Annotated in this window: 15 protein-coding genes; 8 read left to right on the top strand and 7 right to left on the bottom strand. The window is 53.3% G+C overall.

All coding sequences use genetic code 11. The features are described 5' to 3' along the window. Nucleotides 1–483 precede the first annotated feature (483 nt). Nucleotides 484–798 (bottom strand): hypothetical protein, encoded by a 315-nt coding sequence (locus AC52W5_RS00755; RefSeq protein WP_495669595.1) that lies wholly within the window; start codon nt 796–798, stop codon nt 484–486. Between the two features lie 1242 nt (nt 799–2040). Here AC52W5_RS00755 and AC52W5_RS00750 point away from each other — a divergent pair. Then, nucleotides 2041–2328, top strand: coding sequence for a ribbon-helix-helix domain-containing protein (locus tag AC52W5_RS00750; RefSeq protein ID WP_495669594.1), 288 nt, complete (start codon nt 2041–2043; stop codon nt 2326–2328). A gap of 356 nt (nt 2329–2684) precedes the next feature. Here the strand turns inward: AC52W5_RS00750 and AC52W5_RS00745 are convergent, their stop codons facing one another. From AC52W5_RS00745 to AC52W5_RS00735, 3 genes are read right to left on the bottom strand one after another with little or no spacing between them, the layout of a single operon-like run. Further along, a complete protein-coding gene (locus tag AC52W5_RS00745) occupies nt 2685–3638 on the bottom strand; it encodes a tyrosine-type recombinase/integrase (RefSeq protein WP_495669593.1) in 954 nt (317 codons plus the stop codon). 15 nt (nt 3639–3653) lie between these two features. Continuing rightward, nucleotides 3654–3929: a type II toxin-antitoxin system RelE/ParE family toxin gene (locus tag AC52W5_RS00740; protein WP_495669592.1), complete on the bottom strand. Its 276-nt coding sequence runs from the start codon at nt 3927–3929 to the stop codon at nt 3654–3656. A 3-nt stretch (nt 3930–3932) separates the two neighbouring features. After that, nucleotides 3933–4175: a CopG family ribbon-helix-helix protein gene (locus AC52W5_RS00735; RefSeq protein ID WP_495669591.1), complete on the bottom strand. Its 243-nt coding sequence runs from the start codon at nt 4173–4175 to the stop codon at nt 3933–3935. Nucleotides 4176–4591: 416 nt separating this feature from the next. Here AC52W5_RS00735 and AC52W5_RS00730 point away from each other — a divergent pair, with 416 nt between their 5' ends. The 3 genes from AC52W5_RS00730 (at nt 4592) to AC52W5_RS00720 (ending at nt 10172) form a co-directional block, all read left to right on the top strand. Continuing rightward, a complete protein-coding gene (locus AC52W5_RS00730; protein ID WP_495669590.1) occupies nt 4592–4786 on the top strand; it encodes a DNA-3-methyladenine glycosylase I in 195 nt (64 codons plus the stop codon). 348 nt (nt 4787–5134) lie between these two features. Continuing rightward, the gene (locus AC52W5_RS00725; RefSeq protein ID WP_495669589.1) at nt 5135–6661 is read left to right on the top strand and encodes a hypothetical protein; all 1527 of its coding nucleotides are present in this window, start codon (nt 5135–5137) and stop codon (nt 6659–6661) included. Continuing rightward, the gene (locus tag AC52W5_RS00720; RefSeq protein ID WP_495669588.1) at nt 6642–10172 is read left to right on the top strand and encodes a hypothetical protein; all 3531 of its coding nucleotides are present in this window, start codon (nt 6642–6644) and stop codon (nt 10170–10172) included. The genes AC52W5_RS00725 and AC52W5_RS00720 overlap by 20 nt, the downstream gene beginning before the upstream one ends. Before the next feature lie 460 nt (nt 10173–10632). Here the strand turns inward: AC52W5_RS00720 and AC52W5_RS00715 are convergent, their stop codons facing one another. Further along, nucleotides 10633–11313, bottom strand: coding sequence for a hypothetical protein (locus AC52W5_RS00715; RefSeq protein ID WP_495669587.1), 681 nt, complete (start codon nt 11311–11313; stop codon nt 10633–10635). A 179-nt stretch (nt 11314–11492) separates the two neighbouring features. Between AC52W5_RS00715 and AC52W5_RS00710 the strand changes: the two genes are divergently transcribed. Beyond that, entirely contained in the window at nt 11493–11960 is a 468-nt protein-coding gene (locus tag AC52W5_RS00710; protein ID WP_495669586.1) for an NUDIX hydrolase, read from the top strand. 294 nt (nt 11961–12254) lie between these two features. Here AC52W5_RS00710 and AC52W5_RS00705 read toward each other — a convergent pair whose 3' ends face one another. Further along, nucleotides 12255–12440: a CsbD family protein gene (locus tag AC52W5_RS00705; RefSeq protein WP_107762867.1), complete on the bottom strand. Its 186-nt coding sequence runs from the start codon at nt 12438–12440 to the stop codon at nt 12255–12257. 285 nt (nt 12441–12725) lie between these two features. After that, on the bottom strand, nt 12726–13910 hold the full coding sequence (locus tag AC52W5_RS00700) for an AI-2E family transporter (protein ID WP_495669585.1): 1185 nt from the start codon (nt 13908–13910) through the stop codon (nt 12726–12728). Between the two features lie 431 nt (nt 13911–14341). Here AC52W5_RS00700 and hemA point away from each other — a divergent pair, with 431 nt between their 5' ends. The 3 genes from hemA to prmC are packed head-to-tail and all read left to right on the top strand — an operon-like array spanning nt 14342 to nt 17539. Next, nucleotides 14342–15595, top strand: coding sequence for a glutamyl-tRNA reductase (hemA, locus tag AC52W5_RS00695; RefSeq protein WP_107762865.1), 1254 nt, complete (start codon nt 14342–14344; stop codon nt 15593–15595). Next, nucleotides 15592–16668, top strand: a complete 1077-nt coding sequence (gene prfA / locus AC52W5_RS00690) for a peptide chain release factor 1 (RefSeq protein ID WP_495669584.1) — start codon at nt 15592–15594, stop codon at nt 16666–16668. Before hemA ends, prfA begins: the two co-directional genes overlap by 4 nt. Nucleotides 16669–16681: 13 nt before the next feature. Further along, entirely contained in the window at nt 16682–17539 is an 858-nt protein-coding gene (gene prmC, locus AC52W5_RS00685) for a peptide chain release factor N(5)-glutamine methyltransferase (RefSeq protein ID WP_495669583.1), read from the top strand. Nucleotides 17540–17591: the final 52 nt, after the last annotated feature.

Raw genomic sequence — 17591 nt, 5'->3', positions numbered from 1 at the left:
GGTATTAAGTGCTCAGGGTCAGGCAAAGCAGCCAGGAGACGATTCCGGCTGGGATGGCTCTGGTTGAGATAGTTCTGATTCTGATTGGGTTGCTTCAAGCGGGAGGAGGGCATTTACTCGAAAAACAGCGTTCAGCTTGAGCCCAAAGATAGCAGATACACTTACCATGCCATTTCCACACTCACACCTAACCGTTCTTATCTCACTTATTTAGACGCCCTCACCATAGATTTATCTCAATCCGATATCTGTTCGATGACGAACAAATGCCAAAACATCTACGCGGCAAGGTGGAAGAACGGCATATTTTCCGGCTAGCCCTCCTGTTGATGTCATTAGCCCGAAGCTGCTGGCTTGCTCAAAGCCTAGGCGGCGCTGAAATTGGATTTCTTGCGTGAGTAGGATTGTGGCCCTTTCCGGGGAAAAGACCAGAGACACAAACGTCAAGCAGCAGTATTTTCGCGAGAATTTACTATTAATTAATTAATTAGGGGATAGGGATGTGAACTGAAGCCACATCCCTATCCCACACTGCAATTTAGTACCCGCCTGCTCCCCCTCCAGAGCCGCCTGTCCCCGAGGTTCCACCAGAGCCCCCTGTCCCGGATGTTCCGCCGGAACCACCTGTTCCGGAGGTTCCACCAGAGCCCCCTGTCCCCGATGTTCCGCCGGAGCCACGTGTTCCCGATGTTCCGGAACTTCCGGACCCCGACATTCCTGAGCTCCCTGATCCCATTGATGAACCCGATCCCGCCCCAGTGCCTTGGCCGGACATTGCCCCGCCAGTTCCTGTGCCACTGGTTTGGGCGTAAGCCAAGCTAGCTACTCCAGATATCAGGCCGGCAAGCAGGATGGAACGAGTAGTGTTTTTTAAAAAGAAGATAGGTTTCATGATTGCTCCTTCATCTCAAACCAGCGAAATTGCTGGATTGAAATAATAAACTTATGCCCAACTCGTTCCGTACGGTGGCACGCATAGCTTTATGGCTGGCCCAGTCAAGCTCTAAACACATAAGCACGCACCAGGGTTAATACAGGAAGAGCTTGAATGCGCCTTGCTCGGCGTACAGACTGATCTGCTCGGTTACCAACATAGTTCAGTAGAATTTGTTTGCGAATTGATGTTTGAAGTGCGAATGGCTCAATAAAAAATAACCGAAGAAGCACCTCAAGAGGATATGCTGCAAATTGTTGGTAACCCGAACCAGGAAGCTATTAATGAGGTTTTCCCCTGTTACCGTGGATAGACGTGGGATAGGGCTGTGGATAAGTTTCTTAAGCCTCTGTCTCAGATAGAACTATTTGGGTTGGTCAGATTTGTTGCAGCGTTGTTTCAGACAGCTTGGGCAGCAGTTTGGAAGAACAGAGTTATCACTCGCACGTGCAAAAATCCTGGATAACAGGGCCGATATAGCTTGACGAAAGATTAAGGCACGTAGGGAGAGCAGTAGCCCTGAATTCCTACACGCCCCAAGAAGGTGTCTGTAGGAATTAACGAGGGAATTTTCGCATTGCCAGGCTGTGAAAAAACTCGGGAAAACAGCGCCTCATGCGAAAGTGTTCCCACTCCCTTACTGGTATTCGAGTGGAGGAATTTGCCCTTGAAGAACTGGAGGTGTGCCGGCTTCCGCACAGATTTAACAAATTGAAAGGGTGACGATATGGGCCATCAACTTCGAGCAGAAGGAGGGCGCTATGAACAGCGTTCTACTGTTTTGGGGCACATACATACTTGCGTTTCTCGCTGTTTTAATCTTGATCTGGAACTGATCTGCAATAAAGGCTCTGTGACCTAGACGGGGTAAAAGGGATCGAGCAACTGCGTCAGCATAAGGTATATTAAATGGCTGATAAGGACACTAGCTTTGGTTTTATTACGGTTCACTTAGTTTACGGAATCGATCTCGAAGATAAAGAAAGCGCTAATCAAAGCCTCCTAGTTTTTACCCATGATAACCTATTTGGGTAAATTTTCGCCCGGGATTCGGCCGAGCAGTATGACAAGTATGATCTCCAAGGATCTGCTATCTGGAGATCGACGTGGCCGAGCTCGAGCGCCTGACCATCACGCTCACCCCTGAACTGGCGGAATTGATCAAAGCGGCGGTCAATGAGGGCGACTATGCCTCGGCGAGTGAAGTGATTCGTGAGGCGCTGCACGACTGGAAAGTCCGGCGGGAGCTCCGGCAGGAGGAACTCGCGGCCCTCAAGGCGGATATCGACCAAGCCTTGGCACAAGTTGCGGCCGGACGAGTGAGCGAGTTCAATGCCGAGTGGATCGTTGAACGTGCGAAGAAATTACTCGCCTTACGCAAGCGACCGGGCTGATAGTTGGAAGTCGATCCGTGCCGATCGAACTGGATATGACAATGGTGTGCATAATATATAGTATATAGGAAAAAATTGGCGGGCGCGGCTAGCGGTTTTCCCCGTCCTCGCGCCTGTGTTGCGGCCGCTGCACCCGGGGTGCGGAAGACGGATGGAGAAGATCAGAGAGCGGGAATATTCCCCCTTCCGTCCCCATGATCGTCCCCATGGCATCTATTGTTTGTCCGTTAAAAAAAGATTGTCCACATAATTACATGGATATTTTGAACATTTTACACTTCGGTACTGCCTATCACGCCAGACCGACATAAACACACATCACCTGATAGCCAAAGGAGCGATCCCCCAGGTATCGACTAAATCACAATTCGCTCGACCTCATCAAGTGAAACCTGATCGTTCCTCCGGTCATAGAGACCGGTTGTGCGCGTACTTTCATGCGCAGCCATTTGCTGCGCTACCTCGAGCTTGCCACCATTACGCAAGTATTCCGTGATACCTGTAGCACGGAAGGAGTGATTGCCGATACGAGTAAGAATCCCGGCCTCCATCGCGCGCCGCCGGATCATGCGATATGCATCGGCCTGACTCATCGGCCGGTTGGAGAGCTGACCGGTACGGCCAAGTGTCGTGGAGAACAGGATGCTCTTAGCCTCGGTTAGCAATGCTGCCTTCATGTAGGCATGCAGGTACTCATCGAGATTATGGTGACAAGGCATTTCCAGCTGCTTGCCACCTTTCTCATGCAGGCGCACCCAGGTACGTCGACCCTGCACATAGATATCCTCGACCTTCATGGAAAGCGCGGCTCCGATCCGGGCAAAGGTATAGACCATCAAACCGATCAGGGCTCGATCCCTCAAGCCGATAAAGGTGTCGGTGTCAATGGAATCCAGCAGGGTACGTGCCTCATCCGCACCTAGAACAGCAGTCTTGCCTTTCCTGACCGAATGCTTTGGTCCACGCACTGAACTCGCAGGGTTCATTGCAATGACCTGGCCAACCACCAGCCAGTCGAACAACATACGGATTGCTGCCAAGTGCAGCTTCACCGACGGCGAGGATAGACGCCCCTGCAATGTCTCGACGTAGGCGGCAACATGGACCGGCTCGATGTCGCGCAACTCGGTTAATCCATTCGTCTCGCACCAGACGGCGAACTCTGCTGCGGCGCGAGCATAAGCCTTGCGAGTGTTCGGATTGCGAATGTTCGCAGTGAAAAACTCGATGAAGCGTTTCCCTGCGTCAGGGGTGGGCGTGAACAGCGCCGGGAGTGCTGTTGCTCCAGGGATAATGTTCAATAACGTCATTGATACCTGCGTCACTTATCGATCCTCCCTAGCATGCCACAGGCGAAGGATATAGATTCTGGTGGGAGTATATTCATAACGCATCTCATAATCGCCGATGATCACCCGCCGCACATCGCGTGGAGCAAATTCATCAAGCGGTACACCTAACTGCGGAAACGTCAAAAGCTGTTCTGCGCCGCTCACCAGTTGCTGCACCACTCGCGCCGCTGCACGAGGATTTACAGATGCAAGAAAGGCATGGAGTCGAACCAAATCATGCTCCGCGCTCGTTGTCCATTTGAGCGCCATGCGTTAAGTAGACTCATCAAGGCTTTTAGCCCAGTCACTAATTGAAGCATGATCTACGACACGTCCGGCATCAACATCGGCCAAACCTTCGCGGGTAAGTTGCTCCCGCTTGGCTTCGAGCGCAACCCAGGAAGTCAAAGCTTGTTTAACAATCCACCCCTTGGGGCGATCAAGACGTACCGCGAGTTGGTCAATTTGTTCTGCGAGCTCACTAGGGATATGGGCGGTGACAACACGAGTACTCATACAATTCCTCTGCATCAATTAAATCAATATTAATCAGGTAGATTAATATTGTCTACCTCCTCGTTTTACCCTCCCCTCTTAAGGTCCCATTAGTGAATGATAACGTCCTTTATCAGGGGTATTTCGTCGGCCTCACTCCCTCCGCCCCTTAACCTTTAGCGAGGAGGAAGTGTTGTATGTCCCACAACAAGCTATTCTGATCCGGTATGACCTACACACGTTCTTCCTGTAGGTCAACATTGTTGAGATAGGTGGTTTCGACCCTTCTTAGAGTGAGTAGAGGATCACCTGTCATAGAATAAGAGCGGCATATCGGACTTGTGATGCGTTAAATATATGTGTAATTCCTGTGTAATTCAGCAACTTCCTCTGGCGCTTCGTCGATGACCACGCCGGTCCAAAATGCCTAGGGTTGCATGTCCCAAGTGCCTGCACGGACGTCCCAGTCCCACGCCATGAGCAAGGCGCTCGGCAAGGCGGGATTCAAGTTCGTGGGATCGACCATCTGCTACGCCTTCATGCAGGCCGCTGGTATGGTCAATGACCATCTGGCAACCTGCTTCCGGCATGAAGAGGTCAAAGGCGAGTTTCGTTCGTCGTCGCCTCGATGATACGGTAGACATGCTCGCCGCCCTCCGGTTTCTCCGGAGTCAGCGTCGGCCACAGTTTCTTCTTGAGCGCACTGGAGAAGGTGCCGCGCAATAGGGCGATCGCAAAACCTCCTTCCTGTGTTCGCGGATGCGCCGCTTCACCTCTGGATTTCCCCCAAAAGCCGCCACCAAAAAGCCATATCCGCAAAACCTCAAATAGAGCGCCAATCTGCCCGTATTCTTGAGTCTTGAAGCGCTAACCATCTGTATATCCTCTTTGGCTCAGCCAGTATCAAGGCCTCTTCCTCTTCAAGCAGGAATTACCTGTTTGATCCTCATTGCCAATCTTTCAGCGGATATGCATAAATCATGAACAATAATCCGGATTTCAGCATCGGTTTTTCCACCAATCTCGTTCGCGGTCTCAACCCGAACTGGCAGCCGCAGAAGGGGTTGCTCAACATTCTCTATTCCGCCGAACTCCAAGCGATGGATTTAAGGCCCGTGGAGCCGGTCGAGCATCGGGGCTCGTGGTCTTACCCTGGGATTACGCTTCACGAAACGGCTTTGGAGTTGCTGGACGAACTGATTCCGTATGAGATCGTCAAGCCTTCCAGCGACATCGATGCGCCTTCCTTTGGGCCGGGCGCCTTGCTGGCGGGTGCTGCCGGCAGCCGGGCTTCCCTCGAAATACTTTCAAAAACCATCGGGGTGGATTTGACGAAGCCGGGATTACGCTATGCGCTGGTCAAACTGGTAAGGGTGGATGGAGCGGACAACCATGCGTCGGAGGTGGGCGGCATTCTGGTACATGCGCGTCCCCGTCAGCCCGATCCCGAGTATGGGCTCACTCCTGCCTTCACTTCGGCTTCGACCAGGTTGCGGCATACCGGGCGCAGCCGGCTGCAGGATTACGGCGATCAACTGACAAAGGATGATGCCAACAAGGTCCTCGATTCTTTCCGCGAGTTTGGCACCCATTATGTTTCCGGCGTGGAGCTGGGCGATACCATCCTTCAGGTGTTTGCCTATCAGCCGGAACAGTTTGCGCGGATCAAGTCCGCTTATGCGGACGGCAGCAATCCGCTATCGGGTCCTGGCTCGCAAAATTTTGTCCAGTTTACGACCGACCGCGCCGCCGGTATCTTCGGCTACGTGGAAGAGTACGGAAACGTCATTTCCCTGAGCAATTCCGCCGTCTTCAATTCGACCCTGGAGCGGGGCGATTGGCTGGATAAGCTGTGGTCAAACAAGAACAGCGTGTTCTCGCTGTTCAATGTCAACTGCGTACTGTCCCTTGCCGATCTCCAGCAGGAATTCGCCCAGCAGACGGTGATAGGTGTGCGTCTTGCCAGCCTGAGTGTGATGATCGAGCAGAAGCGCGGGCTGATATGGCAGCGCATCTTCAAAGGCGCGATGGCGCAGAAGTACCGCACGACGATACAGCCGAATTTTTCCATTTATGACCAGCGCGATTTTGTCCGTATGCTGCCGCAGGATACCGCCGGGGTCGTATCCTTCATTGCCACTCCAACTATCAATGCGTACAAGGCACGTCTGGATCTTGCAGACATGCAGCTCGTGGCTGCCGAAGAAGTGCGGGGTTTCATCCTTCTTGCCAACGTATTATCCGTGGGCGGCAACAAAACCATCGAGGTGCCCGGAAAAAAAGTGCGGCTGTTCGGGCAGGTGCTGGATATGCGGGTACAAGGCCAACCCAGAGCGATCTCCCTGGCGGATGAAGCATTTGAATCGCTGCAGTTGGGGTGTGATGAGTTTCTCGGTGCCTTGGCGATCAGAAACAGTTCCGGTTCACGCTACAGTGTCATCGTGGATGGACTCAGGTTCAACCTGGAAGGCGAGGGGTCCGGAGGCAGTGCCTTTTGTCGCGGATGACGTCCGCGTTGCGCCTCCCGCTGAGGCGGTGCCTTTGCTTGTGAACAGCCTTCAGTTTTCCATGACATTTGCCGAAGCGGTCATCAGCGATCAGTCGGGCAAAGCTAATGGTTGTCTCCAACAGTTCGTGCGCGATTATCTGAACTGGGTGGCGGAATTTCTATCAGGCGTAAGTGGCAGCGAAGAGCTGCTTGCATTGCGCGTCCGTGCGATGGACCTCGCCAGCTACGCCATCAATCCGGAATATGGCAGCTTCGTTCCGATCCTGCCCTACACAGACTACGAGGAGTATGTGCAAAGCATACTCAGCTACCTGGACAGGATACAGCTGCAGGTGGCGCAAAACGAACAGCGCATGGCCACCCGGCGTCTGGAAGAACGGGTGATTGATGTCGGCAGGACGCTCAATGAGAACATCATCAAGTCGGGCGAGCTGGTCAGTGATGTGATCAAGGCGAATGCCGGGCAGCAGAGAGACCTGGAAGGATTCTACGATTCGCTGATTGCCCAGAGCAAGGCCGAGGCTGACCAGCAGCAGAACAAGATCAACGACCTGCGCGCGTCACTGTTCGAAGCCCAGGGAGAAGTGAACCTGGCGGTACAGAAATATAAATCCGCGGTGCAGCAATGGCAAACCATGGAAGCGATCAAGTTCGGCCTGGAAGTGGCCACCAATCTGTTCAGCCTTGGCACTTCCATCGCCGTCCCGGCATCCTCCATCTCCGCAGTGAAGGACCTTGGCCTCACCGTGCAACGGATTCAGAAGACACTGAATGTGCTCAACGCCCTGTCCAAGCTCTATACCGGCGCGAGCACCGGCGCCAAGTCTCTGGAAAACGCCCAGCACGCGCTGGATGATCTGGATGATGGGCAGTTCGGCAATCCCTCGATGCTTTCCTGGGACGAGATGTCGATCCAGTTCAACCAGACCATGGCATCGGGCCCGGACGTCATGCCGGAAAAAGCAAGCCTGCAAGCGGCTTTTGCCACGATGGTGCTGCGCGGCAAGGCGGTAACCGGCGCTGAATCCGCATTGCATGCCTTGCAGGGCGACATCTATACGAACCAGAAGCAGAAAGAGATCAACAGCCGCCAGGCAAAACGGCTGGAGGAATTGCAGGAGAAGCTGCATCCTGCGCAGGTGAAGGACCTGGACCGTTCCGCAATCGATCTGGTGGCGTTGACCGGGCACCTGACATTCATCCAGAACCAGATGCTCACAATTCTTGCCAAGGCATTCCTGATGCAGGACTTGGCGCTTCAATACGCCAACCTTCAGCCCGCCACTCCGGTTCTAGCGTACAGCCTGCTTAAATTCAGCGCTGCGGTAGTCCAGCAGAAAGCCGCCACGTTGGAGGCCAAATCCCTGCTCGCGCAGTATCAGGTTGCACGAACGAAGCCGATCGAATACGTTATCGAAGGGGTAAAGCCAGAGGAATTGACTGGTGGCAATATCTTTCGCACTACCATCTTCCTGGATGCGCCGGCATTCTACCAATACGTCAACGCCAGGATCGTTTCCGTGGTTGCTTCCGTGGAAGGTGTGAAGTCGACTGAAAGCGGTACTTATCTGCTGCGCCTGGCCTATAGCGGAACGCCCTTTCATGACCGAAACCTGCATCGTGATCCGCTGACATTCCGCACGCCGTGGCGCGAGCGCATATACAACTATAACGCCCAAGACAACTCGCCGAAGTTTTCGGACGGGGGGCAATCCTGGTCTGAAGGTGTAAGCCGGGTGACGCCCTTTTCCATCGGGGAGATTTCGCTGCCGAACACGAGCACGAACAAGGGCCTGCGCTTCGATGGCGATAGTTTGACGATTCGGTTGTCCTTCGTGCTGGAAGCAAGAATTGCGGATGCGCAGAAAGTCATGCAGCGCCGCGCATTGAATCGTCTGCTCGCATCAGGCTTGCCCACGGTGCTTAAAGCTCCACCGGCTGAAGATTTCCGGCCGCTGCTTGCTGCGGCTCCAGCCTTGCCCTCCGCAGACACGTTGCTGAAGCAGATGTATGCTCAGGGAAGCTGCACCAACGGCTGGGATGTGGTGTTCAACATGAATCTGGAAGAGATCAACAGAGCGCTGAAGGACCAGTACGAAGCCCTGAAAAAGGACACAGCCTACAAAAACAAGATCGTTGTCAACACTTCGGAGAAATATCCGGGCGACGTGACCGTGATCAACCGCTTTACCATTGAATACGGCTACCCCCTTCTAAGTTTCAGCATCAATAACAACAATAACAACAATACGGCGATGCTGAGAATGGAGGTTTTGAACGGCTCCGTGCAGCGCTGTTCGAAAGTGGGGCCATTTCCTGAACAGTGTGATACCCCTCAATCTATCGGCGGCGAAACCTTGACGGCGGTGATTCAGCTGGCCAAGGTGGCAGGGACGGTCAAGATTGATAACAGCAATCACAATGTCTTGAAAGTCCAGCTTGACATGAAGGAGGGAACGTTCTCGATCAGCAACATCGATCTGAGCGACGCAACCAAGGTGGAATTCAACAAGGCGGTGAAGGAATACTTCGTCAATAACCCCGTGGTCTACCTGATCAACCAGCTCGACCTGACCGCCATTCCCACGCTGGAGTCACTCAAGCCGAGCGATTTTATCTTCAAGCCACTTCAGACACCGGGCAATAACGAGATGCTGCAGCTCTTCATCATGACCGGGGGACGGGCGGCGCTGAATTACTCCCAGGCTTTCCTGAACAATATCCCCGAACCGATTCCGCAGGGCCAGAGTAACAGCATGATGGTCCGCTCGGCGCTGATATTCAAGGATGTGCTGCCGCAAAGTTTGAGAAACAGTGGCTGGGCGCTGCAAGGAGTCGATCCAGGCAGTTCGGCCAAGGCGTGGTCCGCCAAATTCACCAGTGCCAGCGTCACCGGCAGCGTGGACTTGAGCAAACTCAACCACACCTCGTCCACCAGCAGCGGTCATGGCAGTGGATCGACCACCGAGTATACCTACTCGATTCCCGGTGGCAACGATGTGTCCTGGTCGCTGGCGGATACTACCATCACTGTGCAGCCAAACGGGCAGATGTATTACAGCGGGTCACGCGGGCAGTCATTGCAGTATAAACAACACTCCTGCACAACGGTCTATCCATGCTTTTGGAGTTGCACCCGCTGTAATGATTCCATGCTGGCCACGGACATGACAATCGAAGTGAAGGCAGCATTACCACTGGGTGTGGGTGGAAGCGGGCGCAACCAGGCCATCGAGATCAAGACTTCCGGTCAGGGCGTGGTGGTCAGTGGTCACTTGTCGGGAGGAGGACCTAGCGGTTCCGACGACTTGAAAGCCCAGGTCAATCAGCAGATACAGAGCCAGGTGCCGGCGCAGATTGCGGAAAAGCTATCCATCCAGTTCGATTCCATTTCGGTATTCGCGCTGAAAAACCTGCTGTTCCCATCGAACAACTACATCTCGTTCAGCAGTTGCGCAGTACCGGGCGATCTGATTCTCCTTGGCAACTTCAACTCGGCAAAATCCTAGGAACGAGAAAAACTATCCACATTTGAGCGTCTCGAGTGGACGCTCTTTTTTTTGGGGCGACAGAGGCACTGGCTTGGAGAGCAGTGGCTAGTCCGGATATTTTACCCGGATCACTGGATAATGGCGAGGTTTGGTGAAATATACGGACTAAGCCATTGTCAGACTGATATCTACTATTTCACATTCAGAGCACGGTAATAACGCAAGCTGCAAGGGTGGAAGCTATTGCGCTGTACACGGCCTCATCCGGGCTCAGTTTTGATGGATCAATGTTTTCTTTCAGTTCCGGCCAATACCGTATCGACGTCATCTACCCGAACTACGAATCTATGCTTGCCGCTCGCCGACAATATGAAGGAGAGGTTCTCCACGAAGGCGACCTGGTCGAATTTGAGAGAAGAAGTTGTTCGCTTCAGATAACCCGACCAATCATTCCCCGTTTCGTGACAATGAAGATTAATTATGAGTTTATGACAATAGTATAAAACCTGAAAGAGGAGATTCTGCTGTCTTCACGGAATAAATAATTAAAGAACATGAAATGAACAGTATTGCCCTCCGGGTCGGAAACCAGATCCTTGCTTCGCCCAGTCACCTCGCCAATCAATTCCTTGGTATAAGCTTGCAAGCGTTCGTCAGAAAGTTCAAAGGCTGAGAACAGTTTGATGTTCATGAGCTTATAGTAAACGCTCTCTTTGAAGCTAGTACCAAATAGCGATGAACCGGCAAGAAAAGCGACTGGTTCGCCAAGTCGATAGCCAGCCGCGCGCCAACTCAAGGGGATCCCAGCCCACAGGTAAGACTGGGACTGAGTTCCGGTATAGAAAACTAGCGGCTCTCCAGTGGACCCGCCAGTTTTCTTACGCACTCGCCTCCCACTGTAATGGGAATTTGTTAGCTGCTCTCGATTGCGGTTTGCAAAAGCCTTGTCAATTATCGGTAGTTCTTCAAAAGAACGGTATTCAGCATAGAGAGGAAGATATGCCCGAATGGCACTGAAGTAGTCGTCCAGCAGCTGTTTTTGGCGCTGCTGTATCGCCATGCTCGACTCAAACTGTATGCTTTCCAGCTCGCGAAGCAACGCTATGGAGGATGTTCCGCGCATCAAATCGATCAGATTAAATCCCACGCGTCTCAGCATGCGCCTACCTCATTGGGTTAGAATTTTTTGCCCCACAGTGTGATGGTGGGGGTTAATGACAAACCTATTTCCGATCCTCCAACCATGTTTTGCAACGGATAGCAATAACTTGCGTCTGAAGAAAGATATTCCGATAAATGTTTCTCTGAGAAAGCACATGGATTGCGTGTCAAATCGGCATGAGTAAGAAAAGCGCGGGTATTCTGCCCTATCGCAGACGGAATGGCCGGCTGGAGGTTCTGCTTGTCCGCCCTGGAGGTCCGTTCTGGAAAAACAAGGATCTCGGCACATGGTCGATTGCAAAGGGCGAATACGAGGAGGATGAAGAACCGCTTCAGGCTGCGTTGAGGGAGTTTTTTGAGGAAACCGGGCATCGTCCATCGGGACCCTTCCTTCCACTTACACAGCGCAAGCAACCCAGCGGGAAGCGGGTGGACGCCTGGGCTACGGAAAGCGATTGGGATTCCTCAGGGTTGATCTCAAATGCTTTCAGCATGGAATGGCCGAAAGGCTCCGGCAGAATCCGGGAGTTCCCGGAGGTGGATCGAGCGGAGTGGTTTGACCTTCCCGAAGGAAAGCGACGCATTCGTCCTGGGCAGCAAGGTTTTCTTGAAGAGCTCAGCGAAAAGCTATCCTCGAACGAATAAACAATCCCGGTTCACAGGACGCTCGGCAGCATCCATGACCTCTATTAAGGGGCCACCTGGGAGGAAGTCAGCAGGAAGGTGAAACGCAAGTGAAATGGATGGGCTTCTGCCCTGATCCCTTGACTCCTTGAGATATGCCGATCCATTCTTACCGGAGCCAACAGGCCGACAACTCTGGAGTGATATAAGTCTTCTTCAGAAAAAGAAGGGGAAGGCTTGCAGGCTGAATCAAATAGCCAAAAACCCGCCGAAGCGGGTTTTGGTTGAGAGGAAGGGGATGTCTGGAAAGTTGATTTAAAGCTTGTCTGCCGCGTCCTTCACGGCTTCCTTGGCGTCTCCATATTTCTTCTGTGCCTTGCCGGCAACTTGTTTGCCAAGGCCCTTAGCCTCATGCTCTTTACTTCCTGCCGCCCTTCCGGCCTCTTCCTCAATTTTTCCTGCGATGTCTTTCGCGGTTCCTTTCACTTGATCCTTATTCATAAGTCGATCTCCTTTTTCTACGAAATTTAAGAGATGATGATTTGCTGATATTGAGATGATTTGCCGTTATTTCAGTAAATCGATACGGCATTGGAAATCAGATTAACGTTTTTTAGCAGCTCATACTGTTCGGTAGGCCACATTTAAAAAAATTACCTTAAGTTGCTTAACAGCTCGCGGCGGAACGTTGGTAGTGTCGCTATTGTTCCATGCACTGAGTGCTGCATTAGCAGCCTCTAGTGCCTTGCCTCTTCGGGGGCGTCCATCCGTCAATGAAAAAGTTGATTACTGTCCCAAGAGTTCGCCCACCGGTTTGAGCGATTCGACTCGATCGCAGATTACTTTGACAATAGCCAGTAATGGGGCTCCGAGCAGTAAACCTGCTATGCCCCACAGCCAGGCGAAGAATAACAGTGCGATGAACAGAACTGCAGGATTCACGCGTGCAAATCTGCCCTGTAGCCATGTGGTAAACACCATTCCCACCACGCCTGAAATAAGCAAAAATACCGCTATCAGCAAGAATGCCTGGCCAAGCGAGCCAAATTGCAGCACCCCGGCAACGCCGCAGGCGAGCGCAACTCCGACAGTTCCCAGGTACGGAATAAAATGCAGCACTCCGGCAGCTACCCCCCATACGGCGGGATGCTTCAGTCCCAGCATTTCGAACGCCAGCCAGGTCATGACGGCAATTAAAGCATTCGATATCAACATGACAAGGAGGTAGCGCTGGATTTGACTGTCTACTTCTTCAAGTATCCGCACTGCATCTTTCTTCTGGGAAAGCGTTGGCCCGACAAACCGTACAAGCTTGCGTCGGAAATGGCTGCCTGCGGCCAGCAAGAAATAAGTAAGCAGCAATACTACCGGGGCTTGTGCGGTAAACGTGACCAGCAACGCTGACTGCGTGAGCATAAGATCGCGCAACCACGCACTATTCTCCGATTCCTTGACTATGACTGCGCGGCCTGTTGCTGATTCCAGACCGGCATCGACAGCAACGCGCTGGAGTTCGTCGACAGCTTGCTGAACATGGCGCAGGGTACTCCAGTTTCCATCACGCAAAATGTCTAAACTCTGCCGCAACTTGCGCACCGTCTCGGGAAGTTGTTCAACCATTGTTGCCGCATCGGCGCTTAAAGAGAGAGTCATCCAGGAGGTGCCCCCGACGAGCACTCCCAGTACACATATCGCTCCCAACGCGCGCGGAATACGATAGCGTTCAAACCAATCCACCACCGGGCTTAATGTGTAACTTACCAGGATGCCAAACAATAGGGGAACAAGGAAAGCCCGTGCCAGATATAGCGCGGCAATGACTGCGATGAATGCAAGTATCCAAAGAGCCGTTGAGTTCCTTTCCCTTAGCTCAGTGTCAAGGAGAGATATTTTTTCGGTAACAATCGGTGCGGCAACCTCAAGGGCGGGTGCCTTTAATTCGATCGGCGATTCATCGGAGGGTGAGTTCATGGGGTTCTTGGGCTAAATGATAGAGTTGTGCTTTAGTGCGCACACAATCCTCTCTACTCGTCTTGGTGATTCCGCGGATATTGATATCAAGCGTGGCTAAGGTAATCTGAAGACCAGCTATTGCACAATGGGCTGTGACTCAGGATACCAGTCACGGGGATTTCCTGGGAAAGATTCTTAATGTTGGGAATGATGTTCCCCTTGAGCCCACAGTGCACTACATTGAGGAAGCTTGCAGCCTTGCCCTCCCAATCAATCGAATTGAACTATGAAGTTTCCCTCCCTGACGTACAGGTTACTGATCCCGCTTGACACTGTTCCCATATTTTTTTCTAGACCCGAAACTCTTCCAATTGTTGGTATTCAAATGCTTGTAATACTATAATCACGAAATTTTAAAATTCAGCCGGTACTGAGCTAACGTGTCTTCGATGCAGTTATTTGCCTTCGGCATCAACCACCAGACCGCGCCGCTGGATGTGCGCGAGCAGGTGTCGTTTCCAGCGGACGCCATGGAGGATGCGTTGCACGATCTGGTAAGCCATCGTCCGGTGAGAGAGGCGGCGATTGTTTCTACCTGCAATCGCACCGAGATTTATTGCAGTACCGATAAACCGGACGAAGCCACCCACTGGCTGGCGGATTTTCACCAGTTGCCGACTCGTGAGCTTGAGCCGTATCTCTACAGGTTGCCGAGGGAAAAAGCCGTGAAGCACGCCTTTCGCGTTGCCAGCGGACTGGATTCCATGGTGCTGGGCGAGCCCCAGATACTTGGCCAGTTGAAGGATGCAGTAAAATCGGCTGAGCACGCAGGCACGCTCGGCATGCTGTTGCACAAGCTGTTCCAGCGCACCTTTTTTGTTGCGAAGGAGGTTCGCAGCTCCACCGAAATCGGGACAAATTCCGTTTCCATGGCAGCGGCCTCCACCCGGTTGGCGGAGCGCATTTTCGGAGACATCGGCGAGCAGCGCGTGTTATTCATCGGTGCCGGCGAGATGATCGAGCTATGTGCGAGCCATTTCGCTGCCCGTCATCCGAAGCGCATCACTGTCGCCAACCGGACTGTCGAGCGGGCGCAGGCCCTGGCGCATCGGTTGAACGGGCAAGTCATCACCCTGAATGAGCTTCCCGACCAGTTGGCGCTTCACGATATTGTCGTCACCTGTACCGCGAGTACGCTCCCCATTCTTGGCAAGGGCATGCTGGAGCGGGCTATCAAAGCACGCAAGCACCGACCGATTTTCATGGTGGATCTGGCTGTGCCGCGAGACGTGGAGCCTGAGGTGGCGGAGCTGGATGATGTGTTCCTTTATTCGGTGGATGACCTTGCCGATATCGTTAAGGAAGGTCTGGATTCCCGGCAGGGAGCGGTGGCGCAGGCAGAGGCGATTATCGACTCGAATGTGGTCAATTTCATGCACTGGCTGGAATCGCGCCACGTTGTGCCCACCATACGCGCCTTGCGCGACCAGGCGGAGCGTTACCGACGTCATGAACTGGAACGTGCAAAAAAACTGCTGGCCAAAGGTGAGGATCCGCAGAAAATCATCGAATCCCTGAGCAACGGGCTTACCAACAAGTTTCTCCATTTACCCTCCTACGCGCTCAACCACGCCGCTGAGGACGAGCGTGACGATCTGGTCGACCTGATCAGCCGCCTGTATCACCTTCATCCCTCAGAATGAACAAAAGTATAGCTGCCAAGCTCACGCAACTCAGCGTGCGCCTGGAGGAGTTGAATCGTCTGCTGAGCAGCGAAAGCATCATGGTCAATCTCGATCAATACCGCAAGCTGGCGCGTGAACGTGCGGAGATTGCGCCCGTGGTCGACTTGTATAACGCTTATCTGCAAAGCGAGCAGGATATTCATACCGCGCAGGAGATGGCTGCTGACATTGACATGCGCGAGTTTGCCGATGCCGAAATACGGGATGCCAAAGAGAGGCAGGTGCGTTATAGCGCGGAATTGCAGAAGCAATTGCTGCCCAAAGACCCGAACGATGAGCGCAATATTTTTCTGGAGATCCGGGCCGGTACCGGGGGAGACGAGTCCGCGCTATTTGCGGCCGACCTGTTTCGCATGTATGCACGCTTTGCCGAACGACAGCGCTGGCAGGTGGAAATCATCTCGCAAAGCCCGTCCGACGCCGGCGGGTATAAGGAAATCATTGCCAAAATCAGCGGTGAAGGTGCCTATTCCAGACTCAAGTTTGAATCGGGTGGGCACCGGGTGCAGCGGGTGCCAGCGACCGAGACGCAGGGGCGCATCCATACTTCCGCCTGCACCGTTGCAGTGATGCCCGAAGCAGACGAGATCGAGGATGTCGCGCTCAATCCTGCCGAGCTGAGAATCGACACTTTTCGCGCTTCCGGAGCAGGGGGCCAGCATATCAACAAGACGGATTCTGCTGTGCGCATTACTCATCTGCCGACGGGAATCGTGGTTGAATGCCAGGATGGCCGTTCCCAGCATAAAAACAAGGCGCAGGCGATGAGCGTCCTGGCTGCGCGCATCCGCGACAAGCAGATGCAGGAGCAGCAAAGCAAACAGGCGGCAACGCGCAAATCCCTGGTAGGTACGGGTGACCGTTCAGGACGTATCCGCACTTACAATTTTCCCCAGGGACGGATAACGGATCACCGCATCAACCTGACGCTGTACAAGATCGAGCAGATCATGGATGGGGATTTGAACGAGCTTTGCTCCGCGCTGCTGGCCGAGCATCAGGCCGAGCAGTTAGCGGCAATGGCGGAGTAGATTCTCCGTTCCGGTGTCGTCCATCACAATTTTCGAAGCGCTGGGGCAAGCCCGCCGAAACATTGCCGATATCGACGCGCGGATGCTGTTGCAGTACGTCCTCAACGTAAATCATGCCTACCTTCTTGCTCATCCCGAGCAGAAACTGACCGCCGAGCAGACGCAAGCGTTTTACCTGCTGACAGACAGGCGGGCCTTGGGCGAACCGGTTGCTTATCTGACGGGCACGCGTGAGTTCTACAGTCTGGAGTTCAACGTCACGCCTGCGGTACTCGTTCCTCGACCCGAAACCGAATTATTGATCGATCTCGCGCTGGCGCGGATTCCTCCGCATTGCCAGTGCAGGATTCTTGATTTAGGGACGGGCAGCGGCGCTATCGCGCTGACCCTGGCCAGGTATCGTCCGCTGGCGGAGGTTACCGCAGTCGATGTTTCAGCCGCCGCGGTTGCCGTTGCCAACGCCAACGCCGCGCGATTCAAGCTGAATAATGTGCGCGTTATGGAGGCAGACTGGTTCGATGGGGTGGCCGGCGAAAGCTTTGATCTGATCGTATCCAATCCGCCTTATGTAGCAAGGGACGATCCTCATCTGGCCCAGGGTGATCTGCGCTTCGAGCCCCAGATTGCACTCGTAGCCCAGGGAGAAGGTCTTGACTGCATCCGGTTGATTATTGCTTCCGCTCCCGCTCATCTGGCGCCCGAAGGCTCACTGCTGCTGGAGCACGGTTACGATCAGGCGGAAGCTTGCAGACGCCTCCTGAGTGAAGCAGGCTTCAGGGACATGTTCTCCCATCCCGATCTTGCTGGAATAATGCGGGTAAGCGGTGGATGGTTTAGGAGTTTCCCGGGAGAAGCTGCTAAAATGCAATAATAATAAGATATATCGAAGAATTGCCGTGGAGGGCTTTCCCTCGATAATCCGA

This window comes from Nitrosospira sp. CT (genome assembly GCF_059489795.1).
This window is presented reverse-complemented; position numbering and strand designations above follow the sequence as displayed.

What these genes read in the sequence shown, in the direction of transcription:
- AC52W5_RS00735 (WP_495669591.1), bottom strand. Translation starts at nt 4,175, where the DNA reads ATGAGTACTCGTGTTGTCACCGCCCATATCCCTAGTGAGCTCGCAGAA.
- AC52W5_RS00725 (WP_495669589.1), top strand. Translation starts at nt 5,135, where the DNA reads ATGAACAATAATCCGGATTTCAGCATCGGTTTTTCCACCAATCTCGTT.
- AC52W5_RS00705 (WP_107762867.1), bottom strand. Translation starts at nt 12,440, where the DNA reads ATGAATAAGGATCAAGTGAAAGGAACCGCGAAAGACATCGCAGGAAAA.
- AC52W5_RS00715 (WP_495669587.1), bottom strand. Translation starts at nt 11,313, where the DNA reads ATGCTGAGACGCGTGGGATTTAATCTGATCGATTTGATGCGCGGAACA.
- AC52W5_RS00745 (WP_495669593.1), bottom strand. Translation starts at nt 3,638, where the DNA reads ATGACGTTATTGAACATTATCCCTGGAGCAACAGCACTCCCGGCGCTG.
- AC52W5_RS00710 (WP_495669586.1), top strand. Translation starts at nt 11,493, where the DNA reads ATGAGTAAGAAAAGCGCGGGTATTCTGCCCTATCGCAGACGGAATGGC.
- hemA (WP_107762865.1), top strand. Translation starts at nt 14,342, where the DNA reads ATGCAGTTATTTGCCTTCGGCATCAACCACCAGACCGCGCCGCTGGAT.
- AC52W5_RS00740 (WP_495669592.1), bottom strand. Translation starts at nt 3,929, where the DNA reads ATGGCGCTCAAATGGACAACGAGCGCGGAGCATGATTTGGTTCGACTC.
- AC52W5_RS00730 (WP_495669590.1), top strand. Translation starts at nt 4,592, where the DNA reads ATGTCCCAAGTGCCTGCACGGACGTCCCAGTCCCACGCCATGAGCAAG.
- AC52W5_RS00700 (WP_495669585.1), bottom strand. Translation starts at nt 13,910, where the DNA reads ATGAACTCACCCTCCGATGAATCGCCGATCGAATTAAAGGCACCCGCC.
- prfA (WP_495669584.1), top strand. Translation starts at nt 15,592, where the DNA reads ATGAACAAAAGTATAGCTGCCAAGCTCACGCAACTCAGCGTGCGCCTG.